Origin of the sequence: Salmonella sp. SAL04196 (assembly GCF_046550835.1) — a bacterium.
GTDB lineage: Bacteria > Pseudomonadota > Gammaproteobacteria > Enterobacterales > Enterobacteriaceae > Salmonella > Salmonella enterica.
Window position 1 is genome coordinate 161,190 of record NZ_JBGDXE010000005.1, and the last position, 10,231, is coordinate 171,420.

The 10,231-nt window shown below is 55.4% G+C and carries 12 protein-coding genes; 10 read left to right on the forward strand and 2 right to left on the reverse strand.

The features are described from left to right. Window positions 1-7 precede the first annotated feature (7 nt). The 5 genes from eutB to eutR are packed head-to-tail and all read left to right on the forward strand — an operon-like array spanning window position 8 to window position 4,560. The gene (gene eutB, locus ACLJPE_RS17605) at window positions 8-1,369 is read left to right on the forward strand and encodes an ethanolamine ammonia-lyase subunit alpha (RefSeq protein WP_039514308.1); all 1,362 of its coding nucleotides are present in this window, start codon (window positions 8-10) and stop codon (window positions 1,367-1,369) included. A gap of 18 nt (window positions 1,370-1,387) precedes the next feature. Beyond that, on the forward strand, window positions 1,388-2,284 hold the full coding sequence (gene eutC / locus ACLJPE_RS17610) for an ethanolamine ammonia-lyase subunit EutC (RefSeq protein ID WP_000372336.1): 897 nt from the start codon (window positions 1,388-1,390) through the stop codon (window positions 2,282-2,284). Window positions 2,285-2,293: 9 nt separating this feature from the next. Continuing rightward, window positions 2,294-2,953: an ethanolamine utilization microcompartment protein EutL gene (eutL, locus tag ACLJPE_RS17615; RefSeq protein ID WP_001111053.1), complete on the forward strand. Its 660-nt coding sequence runs from the start codon at window positions 2,294-2,296 to the stop codon at window positions 2,951-2,953. A 12-nt stretch (window positions 2,954-2,965) separates the two neighbouring features. Beyond that, window positions 2,966-3,460 (forward strand): ethanolamine utilization microcompartment protein EutK, encoded by a 495-nt coding sequence (gene eutK / locus ACLJPE_RS17620; protein WP_000606266.1) that lies wholly within the window; start codon window positions 2,966-2,968, stop codon window positions 3,458-3,460. 47 nt (window positions 3,461-3,507) lie between these two features. After that, window positions 3,508-4,560 (forward strand): HTH-type transcriptional regulator EutR, encoded by a 1,053-nt coding sequence (eutR, locus tag ACLJPE_RS17625; protein WP_000753665.1) that lies wholly within the window; start codon window positions 3,508-3,510, stop codon window positions 4,558-4,560. 99 nt (window positions 4,561-4,659) lie between these two features. On the opposite strand, the gene hemF is transcribed toward eutR, so the two are convergent. Together hemF and amiA are read right to left on the reverse strand one after the other, a co-directional pair. Next, on the reverse strand, window positions 4,660-5,559 hold the full coding sequence (gene hemF / locus ACLJPE_RS17630) for an oxygen-dependent coproporphyrinogen oxidase (protein ID WP_000801324.1): 900 nt from the start codon (window positions 5,557-5,559) through the stop codon (window positions 4,660-4,662). Between the two features lie 2 nt (window positions 5,560-5,561). Further along, the gene (amiA, locus tag ACLJPE_RS17635; RefSeq protein WP_000102880.1) at window positions 5,562-6,431 is read right to left on the reverse strand and encodes an N-acetylmuramoyl-L-alanine amidase AmiA; all 870 of its coding nucleotides are present in this window, start codon (window positions 6,429-6,431) and stop codon (window positions 5,562-5,564) included. 212 nt (window positions 6,432-6,643) lie between these two features. On the opposite strand from amiA, the gene ACLJPE_RS17640 reads away from it, so the two are divergent. From ACLJPE_RS17640 to ucpA, 5 genes are all read left to right on the forward strand, one after another. Further along, window positions 6,644-7,069 (forward strand): GNAT family acetyltransferase, encoded by a 426-nt coding sequence (locus tag ACLJPE_RS17640; protein WP_000406007.1) that lies wholly within the window; start codon window positions 6,644-6,646, stop codon window positions 7,067-7,069. Beyond that, a complete protein-coding gene (locus ACLJPE_RS17645) occupies window positions 7,056-7,505 on the forward strand; it encodes a DUF2919 domain-containing protein (protein WP_000842940.1) in 450 nt (149 codons plus the stop codon). Before ACLJPE_RS17640 ends, ACLJPE_RS17645 begins: the two co-directional genes overlap by 14 nt. 61 nt (window positions 7,506-7,566) lie before the next feature. Beyond that, entirely contained in the window at window positions 7,567-8,142 is a 576-nt protein-coding gene (locus ACLJPE_RS17650; RefSeq protein WP_000838971.1) for an RpoE-regulated lipoprotein, read from the forward strand. 94 nt (window positions 8,143-8,236) lie between these two features. Continuing rightward, window positions 8,237-9,136 (forward strand): porphyrinogen peroxidase, encoded by a 900-nt coding sequence (gene yfeX, locus ACLJPE_RS17655; RefSeq protein ID WP_000084583.1) that lies wholly within the window; start codon window positions 8,237-8,239, stop codon window positions 9,134-9,136. Window positions 9,137-9,373: 237 nt separating this feature from the next. Further along, window positions 9,374-10,165 (forward strand): SDR family oxidoreductase UcpA, encoded by a 792-nt coding sequence (gene ucpA, locus ACLJPE_RS17660; RefSeq protein WP_039514306.1) that lies wholly within the window; start codon window positions 9,374-9,376, stop codon window positions 10,163-10,165. Window positions 10,166-10,231 lie beyond the last annotated feature (66 nt).

Here is a 10,231-nt window from a genome sequence, read left to right on the forward strand (position 1 = left end):
ACGACTTATGAAACTAAAGACCATATTGTTCGGCAATGTTTATCAGTTTAAGGATGTAAAAGAGGTACTGGCTAAAGCCAACGAACTGCGTTCGGGGGATGTGCTGGCCGGGGTTGCCGCGGCAAGTTCGCAGGAGCGCGTAGCGGCAAAACAGGTACTGTCGGAAATGACGGTGGCGGATATCCGCAACAATCCGGTGATTGCCTATGAAGAGGACTGCGTGACGCGCCTGATTCAGGACGACGTCAACGAAACGGCCTATAACCGGATTAAAAACTGGAGCATCAGCGAGCTGCGCGAATACGTGCTGAGCGATGAAACCTCCGTGGACGACATCGCGTTTACCCGCAAAGGCCTCACCTCCGAAGTGGTGGCGGCAGTGGCGAAAATCTGCTCCAACGCTGACCTGATCTACGGCGGCAAGAAAATGCCGGTGATCAAAAAAGCCAATACCACCATCGGTATTCCGGGCACCTTTAGCTGCCGTTTGCAGCCGAACGATACCCGTGACGATGTGCAGAGTATCGCCGCGCAAATCTACGAAGGGCTTTCTTTCGGCGCGGGCGATGCGGTGATCGGCGTTAACCCGGTGACCGATGACGTGGAGAACCTGACCCGCGTGCTCGACACCGTTTACGGCGTTATCGATAAATTCAATATTCCGACCCAGGGCTGCGTGCTAGCGCACGTCACCACCCAGATTGAAGCGATTCGTCGCGGCGCGCCGGGCGGACTGATTTTCCAGAGCATTTGCGGCAGCGAGAAGGGATTAAAAGAGTTCGGCGTCGAGCTGGCGATGCTCGACGAAGCGCGGGCTGTGGGGGCGGAGTTCAACCGCATCGCCGGGGAAAACTGCCTGTACTTTGAAACCGGGCAAGGGTCTGCGCTCTCTGCTGGCGCGAACTTTGGTGCCGACCAGGTGACGATGGAAGCGCGTAACTACGGGCTGGCGCGCCACTACGATCCGTTCCTGGTGAACACCGTCGTGGGCTTTATCGGGCCGGAGTATCTCTACAACGACAGGCAGATTATCCGCGCCGGTCTCGAAGATCACTTTATGGGCAAGCTGAGCGGCATCTCGATGGGCTGCGACTGCTGCTATACCAACCATGCCGACGCCGACCAGAACCTTAACGAAAACCTGATGATTCTGCTCGCCACTGCCGGCTGTAACTACATCATGGGGATGCCGCTCGGCGACGACATCATGCTCAACTACCAGACCACCGCTTTCCACGATACCGCCACCGTCCGTCAGTTGCTGAATTTACGGCCGTCGCCGGAGTTTGAACGCTGGCTGGAAACGATGGGCATTATGGCAAACGGTCGTCTGACCAAACGGGCGGGCGATCCGTCACTGTTCTTCTGATGACGCGGGGATAACACCATGGATCAAAAACAGATTGAAGAAATTGTACGTAGCGTGATGGCGTCAATGGGACAGGACGTACCGCAACCCGCCGCGCCGTCAACGCAGGAAGGCGCAAAGCCGCAGTGCGCCGTGCCGACGGTGGCCGAAAGCTGCGCGCTGGATTTAGGTTCTGCGGAGGCAAAAGCCTGGATTGGCGTCGAGAACCCGCATCGTGCGGACGTGCTGACCGAACTGCGTCGCAGTACTGCGGCACGTGTCTGTACGGGTCGTGCCGGGCCGCGTCCACGTACCCAGGCGCTGTTGCGCTTCCTGGCGGATCACTCCCGTTCGAAAGACACCGTGCTCAAAGAAGTGCCGGAAGAGTGGGTAAAAGCGCAAGGGCTGCTGGAGGTGCGTTCGGAAATCAGCGACAAAAACCTGTACCTGACGCGCCCGGATATGGGGCGTCGCCTGAGCCCGGAAGCCATTGACGCGCTGAAGTCACAGTGCGTGATGAACCCGGATGTGCAGGTAGTGGTCTCCGATGGCCTCTCTACGGATGCGATCACCGCCAACTATGAAGAGATCCTGCCGCCGCTGCTTGCCGGTCTGAAGCAGGCCGGGCTGAACGTCGGCACGCCGTTCTTTGTGCGCTATGGCCGCGTGAAGATTGAAGATCAGATTGGCGAAATTCTCGGCGCGAAGGTCGTCATCCTGCTGGTGGGCGAACGTCCGGGGCTGGGGCAGTCGGAAAGCCTTTCCTGCTACGCCGTCTATTCCCCGCGCGTGGCGACCACCGTCGAGGCCGACAGAACCTGTATTTCAAACATTCATCAGGGGGGGACGCCGCCAGTAGAAGCCGCCGCCGTGATTGTGGATTTGGCCAAACGGATGCTGGAGCAGAAAGCGTCCGGCATCAACATGACCCGTTAAGGAGACATCATGCCTGCATTAGATTTGATTCGACCTTCAGTGACTGCCATGCGCGTGATTGCCTCCGTGAATGACGGCTTTGCGCGGGAACTTAAATTACCGCCACATATCCGTAGCCTCGGACTCATCACGGCAGATTCTGATGATGTGACCTATATTGCCGCTGACGAAGCGACAAAACAGGCGATGGTGGAAGTAGTCTATGGCCGCTCCCTCTATGCCGGGGCGGCTCACGGGCCGTCGCCGACCGCCGGTGAGGTGTTGATTATGCTGGGCGGACCGAACCCGGCGGAAGTGCGCGCCGGTCTGGATGCGATGGTGGCGCATATTGAAAATGGGGCGGCGTTCCAGTGGGCGAACGATGCGGAAAATACCGCGTTCCTGGCGCACGTGGTTTCGCGTACCGGCTCGTACCTCTCATCTACCGCAGGTATTGCGCTGGGCGATCCAATGGCCTATCTGGTGGCGCCGCCGCTGGAAGCGACATTCGGCATTGACGCGGCGATGAAATCCGCTGACGTTCAACTGGTGACTTACGTGCCGCCGCCGTCGGAAACCAACTATTCGGCCGCGTTCTTAACGGGAAGCCAGGCCGCGTGTAAAGCCGCCTGCAATGCCTTTACCGACGCCGTGCTGGATATCGCCCGTAACCCTGTCCAGCGTGCGTAACGGAGGCTGCCAATGATCAATGCCCTGGGATTACTGGAAGTGGACGGAATGGTCGCCGCCGTCGATGCGGCGGATGCCATGCTGAAAGCGGCCAACGTGCGTTTGCTCAGTCATCAAGTGCTCGACCCTGGCAGGCTCACGCTGGTGGTAGAGGGCGATCTGGCGGCGTGTCGTGCGGCGCTGGATGCCGGAAGCGCCGCCGCGCAGCGCACAGGCCGTGTGATTAGCCGCAAAGAAATTGGTCGTCCGGAAGAGGACACCCAGTGGCTGATTGGCGGGTTTGCGCGTGCGACAACGCCGACTGAGAAAGCGCCCCAGGTACCCGCAACGCCTGAGTTCGCTGAAGCGTTACTGGCGCTGCTAGCATCAGTACGCCAGGGAATGACGGCGGGAGAGGTTGCCGCGCATTTTGGCTGGCCGCTGGAGCAGGCCAGAAACGTGCTGGAACAACTCTTTTCTGACGGAGCGTTGCGTAAACGCAGTAGTCGCTATCGCATCAAAAATTAATCTGTCGGAGGGCCGGGCGTCCTGGCGGGCGTCCGGCATAGAAGATCATGAAAAAGACCCGTACAGCGAATTTGCACCATCTTTATCATGAAGCGTTACCCGAAGACGTTAAACTTACGCCCAGAGTCGAGGTGGACAATGTTCATCAGCGACGGACGACGGATGTCTATGAACATGCTCTGACTATCACCGCCTGGCAGCAGATCTACGATCAGTTACACCCGGGTAAATTTCATGGCGAGTTCACGGAAATCCTGCTTGATGAGATTCAGGTGTTCCGTGAATACACCGGCCTGGCGCTGCGTCAGTCGTGTCTGGTTTGGCCAAACTCTTTCTGGTTTGGTATTCCGGCGACACGCGGCGAACAGGGATTTATCGGCGCGCAGGGGCTCGGCAGCGCCGAGATTGCCACCCGACCGGGAGGCACCGAGTTTGAACTGAGCACGCCGGATGATTACACCATTCTGGGCGTCGTTATCTCGGAAGATGTTATTTCCCGTCAGGCCACGTTTTTGCATAACCCGGAAAGGGTGCTGCATATGCTGCGTAACCAGTTAGCGCTGGAGGTAAAAGAGCAGCATAAAGCGGCGCTGTGGGGCTTTGTGCAGCAGGCGCTGGCCACCTTCAGCGAGAGTCCTGAAACCCTGCATCAACCTGCGGTGCGTAAGGTCTTGAGTGATAATTTGTTGCTGGCGATGGGCACGATGCTGGAAGAGGCGAAGCCGATTCATAGCGCCGAGAGCATCAGCCATCAGGGATATCGTAGGCTACTGTCGCGGGCGCGGGAATATGTGCTGGAAAATATGTCGGAGCCGCTGACGGTGCTCGACTTATGTAACCAGCTACACGTAAGCCGTCGCACGCTGCAAAATGCGTTTCACGCCATTTTGGGCATTGGCCCCAATGCGTGGCTGAAACGTATTCGCTTAAACGCAGTACGCCGGGAACTGATTAGCCCGTGGTCGCAGAGCGCCACGGTCAAAGATGCCGCGATGCAGTGGGGATTCTGGCATCTGGGGCAATTTGCCACCGATTATCAGCAATTATTTGCCGAAAAACCATCGTTGACGCTGCATCAACGGATGCGGCAATGGGCTTGATGGCATTCTTGTGCCGGATGCGACGCTTTGCGTCTTATCCGGCCTACGGGGCGGTGCCGTTGTGGTTGTAGGCCTGATAAGCGTAGCGCTATCAGGCAATTACACCCAGTCGCGTACCTGAATAAACTCGCTCAGCGCCGCTTCCGGGCTACCCGCTTCTGGCTGCCAGTCGTACTCCCAGCGCACCAGCGGCGGCATCGACATCAGGATAGATTCAGTGCGCCCGCCGGTTTGCAGACCAAACAGGGTGCCTCTGTCCCACACCAGGTTGAACTCCACGTAGCGCCCGCGGCGATAAAGTTGAAAATTACGCTCCCGCTCGCCCCAGACCATCGCTTTGCGTCGTTCGACAATCGGTAAATACGCCTGGGTGTAGCCGTTACCGACCGCCTGCATAAAAGCAAAACAGTGGTCGAAATCCGGCGTATTCAAATCGTCAAAAAAAAGGCCGCCAACGCCGCGCTGCTCGTTACGATGCTTGAGGAAAAAGTAGTCGTCGCACCACTTTTTATAACGCGGATACACATCGTCGCCAAACGGCTGGCACAGGTCGCGGGCGGTGCGGTGCCAGTGAACGGCATCCTCTTCAAAGCCGTAGTAGGGCGTTAAATCGAACCCGCCGCCAAACCACCACACCGGATCGGCGCCCGGTTTTTCGGCAATAAAAAAGCGCACGTTAGCATGGCTGGTGGGAATATACGGATTGTGCGGATGCACCACCAGCGATACGCCCATCGCTTCAAAACTACGCCCGGCCAGTTCTGGCCGATGCGCGGTGGCGGACGCGGGCATTGCATCGCCGTGAACGTGAGAGAAATTAACGCCCGCCTGTTCGAAAATCCCGCCGTTGCGTAATACCCGGCTGCGTCCGCCGCCGCCCGCTTCGCGTCGCCAGCTATCTTCGACAAAGTTTGCGCCATCCGCAGCGGATAACTTTTGGCAAATATCATCCTGCAGGCGTAGCAGAAACTGTTTTACGTGATGTGCATCGGGTTTCATGATTACCGTTTCTTCGTGTGTGCTTTCTGATTATCAAACCAGTGAAAATAACTGATGATGCCGTTGGCGATCGCCGTAGCGATTTTCTGGCGAAACGCCGTCGTGCCCAGCAGGCGTTCTTCTTCCGGATTGGTAATAAACGAGGTTTCGACCAGTACCGACGGAATTGACGGTGATTTTAGCACCACGAAAGCCGCTTGTTCGGTAGTGCGGCTGTGTAATTTATGTATAGGTTTGATTTTCTTGAGAATATGCGAACCCAGCGTCAGACTGTTTTTAATCGTATCGGTTTGCACCAGATCAAACAAAACTTGTTGTAATAGATGATCCCGGTCAGTGGCTTTTTTACCCGCCACTTCGTCCGCGCGGTTTTCACGCTCGGAGAGATACTTCGCCATGGCGCTACTGGCCCCGCGGTTGGAAAGCGCAAAAACGGAAGCGCCCGCCGCTTTCGGATTGGTAAAACCATCGGCATGAATGGACATAAACAGATCCGCGCCGTGCTTATGGGCGATTTCCACTCGATCGTACAGCGGAATAAAGGTATCCCCTGTCCGGGTTAAACGCGCATCGATTCCGTGATTTCGCAAAATAGCGCGCACGTTTTTGGCAATTGCCAGCACGACGTGTTTTTCCTGAGAACCGTTGCGGCCAATCGCGCCGGTATCGATGCCGCCGTGTCCGGGGTCGAGCATCACCAACCGTTTACTGCCGGTTTTTTTGGTTTTGGGTTTGCTGTGACCATTACTGGTTTTTAGCGTTTCTTCTTTGGCTATTGCGTGCGACATACCTGACAGCGTCAGGGCCGCCAGACCTGTTTTGAGTACCTGGCGGCGCGATGTGAGAGTTTTTAGGAGTTTAAAAGTGCTCATACGGCCTGAGTTGTGAAAATTAAGTTCAAGATGTTATATCGTATCGCGTAATCCGTTACGACGGTTGGTGATGAGAATTGTTTTACTTTTCATTTCAATACGTGACACATCGCCATTATGCCATTTTTTCCGCTACATCGCGTCAGATATTGGCTGAATCAGATGTTTGCGCCATAATCTTGGTTTTTCCACCCGAAAAGGCAACGAATACCATGGAAATACGCGTTTTTCGCCAGGAAGATTTCGAAGAGGTGATTACCCTCTGGGAGCGTTGCGACCTGCTGCGTCCATGGAACGATCCTGAAATGGATATTGAACGCAAGGTGAATCACGATGTCAGCTTGTTCCTCGTTGCGGAAGTTAGCGGCGAAGTCGTCGGTACGGTAATGGGCGGTTATGACGGGCATCGCGGCTCGGCGTATTACCTGGGCGTTCACCCGGAGTTCCGCGGGCGCGGCATTGCGAATGCGTTGCTTAACCGGCTGGAAAAAAAACTCATCGCCCGCGGGTGTCCGAAAATCCAAATTATGGTGCGTGATGATAACGACGTTGTGCTGGGCATGTATGAACGTCTGGGGTATGAGCATTCTGACGCCATAAGTTTGGGTAAACGCCTGATTGAAGATGAAGAGTACTGAGTTTCATCCAGCCGATTATGATGTACACGGACGTTTACGCCTGCCGTTTCTGTTCTGGTGCGTACTGCTACTTCAGGCGCGCGCCTGGGTACTCTTTGTCATTGCCGGTTCATCCCGTGGACAGGGTAATACTTTGTTAAACTTTTTTTATCCCGACCATGACAATTTTTGGCTGGGGCTGTTGCCCGGCGTTCCGGCGGTAGTGGCATTTTTACTCAGCGGGCGGCGTGAAGCGGTTCCTGGTGTGTGGCGCTGGCTGCGCGGACTCCTGATCCTTGCTCAACTGGTGTCGTTGTGCTGGCTGCCGGTGATGTGGCTGGGTGGCGACCCGGTCAACGGCGTCGGGCTGGCGCTGCTGCTGGCGGACATCGTCGCGCTGATCTGGCTGTTAACCAATCAACGTTTGCGTGCCTGTTTTTCCCTTGAGAAAGAATAACGGCACTTTTTGGCGAACCCGCACTCCAACCAACGTTAATTAATAAAAGAAAGGAAGTGAGATGAAATCGCTGCGTTTGACTTTACTCGCACTGCCGCTGGCGCTGACCGGCTGCTCAACGCTCTCCTCGGTCAACTGGTCTGCCGCAAATCCATGGAACTGGTTTGGTTCCTCGACAGAAGTTACTGAGCAAGGCGTGGGAGCGCTGACCGCCGCCACGCCGCTGGAAGAGCCGGCTATTGCAGAGGCATTAGATGGCGATTATCGCCTGCGTAGCGGTATGAAAACCGATAACGGTAACGTGGTGCGCTTTTTCGAAGCGATGAAGGGCGACAGCGTCGCGATGGTGATCAACGGCGAGCAGGGAACCGTGAGCCGTATTGATGTGCTGGACAGCGATATCCCAACCGCCGCGGGGGGCAAAATCGGTACGCCGTTTAGCGACCTTTACAGCAAAGCGTTTGGTCACTGCGAGCCGGTTTCCAGCGATAGCCATACCAGCGTCGAATGTAAAGCCGAGGGAAGTCAGCATATTAGCTATGTTTTCTCCGGCGAGTGGAGCGGACCGGAAGGCTTAATGCCTCCTGATGACGTCTTAAAAAACTGGGATGTGCGCAAAATTATCTGGCGTCGTTAATTTGCGCCTGAACAAACCGCTTCGCTTAAAAACAAGGTAAAATAGCCTCCATTAATGCCACGACTGCGTGGCATTCTCATTTTCAGGAGGAATCATGTCTCAGGTTCAAAGTGGCATTTTGCCGGAACATTGCCGTGCGGCAATTTGGATTGAAGCCAATGTAAAAGGCGACCTGGACGCCCTGCGCGCGGCCAGCAGAACATTTGCCGATAAACTGGCGACCTTCGAAGTCAAATTTCCGGACGCCCATCTTGGGGCCGTTGTGGCGTTTGGCAACAATACCTGGCGCGCCCTGAGCGGCGGCGTCGGGGCGGAAGAACTGAAAGATTTTATTCCTTATGGTAAAGGGCTGGCGCCGGCCACGCAGTATGACGTGCTGATCCATATCCTTTCCCTGCGCCACGATGTGAATTTTTCTGTTGCTCAGGCGGCGATGGAAGCCTTCGGCGACTGTATCGACGTGAAAGAAGAAGTTCACGGCTTCCGTTGGGTGGAAGAACGCGATCTGAGCGGCTTTGTCGACGGGACAGAGAACCCGGCGGGCGAAGAGACGCGTCGTGAAGTGGCGGTGATCAAAGATGGCGTGGATGCCGGCGGCAGTTATGTGTTCGTGCAGCGTTGGGAACACAATCTCAAGCAACTTAACCGGATGAGTATTCACGATCAGGAGATGATGATCGGGCGTACCAAAGAAGCCAATGAAGAGATTGACGGCGATGCGCGTCCGGCAACGTCTCACCTGAGCCGCGTCGATCTCAAAGAAGATGGCAAAGGGCTGAAGATTGTGCGCCAGAGCCTGCCATACGGCACCGCCAGCGGTACTCATGGTCTCTATTTCTGCGCTTACTGCGCACGCCTGCACAATATCGAACAGCAGCTTCTGAGTATGTTCGGCGATACCGACGGTAAACGCGACGCGATGCTGCGCTTCACCAAGCCGGTAACTGGCGGCTACTATTTTGCGCCGTCGCTGGATCGCCTGTTAGCGCTATAAGGTAAAACCCTGTCGGATGGCAGCGCAAACGCTTTATTCGACCTACGATTGGTAGGCCTGATAAGCGCAGCGCCATCAGGCAGAACAGCATAAAAATGCCCATCCCCGCCTCCGCGGGGATTTTTTTACCTAATATTTACCTGAATTAGTGAGCTATTCCTCAGCACTTATTTGTTATTACTGTATTTTCAGTGTTAATGGAGTGTAAGACTCCATATTCAAAAGGAGACATTGAAAATGGGTAAACTCACGGGCAAGACAGCATTGATTACGGGCGCATCGCAGGGCATTGGCGAAGGGATCGCTCGCGTATTCGCACGCCACGGCGCGAACTTAATCTTGCTGGATATCTCCGATGAGATTGAAAAACTGGCGGATGAGCTGGGCGGGCGCGGACATCGCTGTACTGCCGTTAAGGCTGACGTCAGAGATTTTGCTTCGGTGCAGGCGGCGGTTTCGCGCGCCAAAGAGACTGAAGGTAGAATTGATATTTTGGTGAATAACGCTGGCGTGTGCCGTCTGGGCAACTTCCTCGATATGAGTGAAGAAGATCGCGATTTCCACATTGATATTAATATTAAAGGTGTCTGGAACGTCACCAAAGCCGTCCTGCCGGAGATGATTAAACGTAAAGATGGCCGCATTGTGATGATGTCTTCCGTCACGGGAGATATGGTGGCGGACCCGGGTGAAACGGCCTATGCGCTGTCAAAAGCCGCCATTGTCGGTTTAACCAAATCGCTGGCGGTAGAGTATGCGCAGTCCGGTATTCGTGTGAATGCCATTTGCCCCGGTTATGTAAGAACGCCGATGGCGGAAAGCATTGCCCGTCAGTCTAACCCTGACGATCCGGAATCGGTATTAACGGAAATGGCAAAAGCTATTCCGCTACGCCGTCTTGCCGATCCGCTGGAAGTAGGGGAACTGGCGGCATTTCTGGCTTCCGATGAGTCCAGCTATCTTACCGGAACGCAAAACGTCATTGATGGCGGCAGTACCCTGCCTGAAAGCGTAAGCGTAGGTGTCTGATTGATGCCGGTCTCCTCCCCGCGCCGCGTGGGGAGGGATTCTCTTATTCCCTTTTCAACTTTCAAA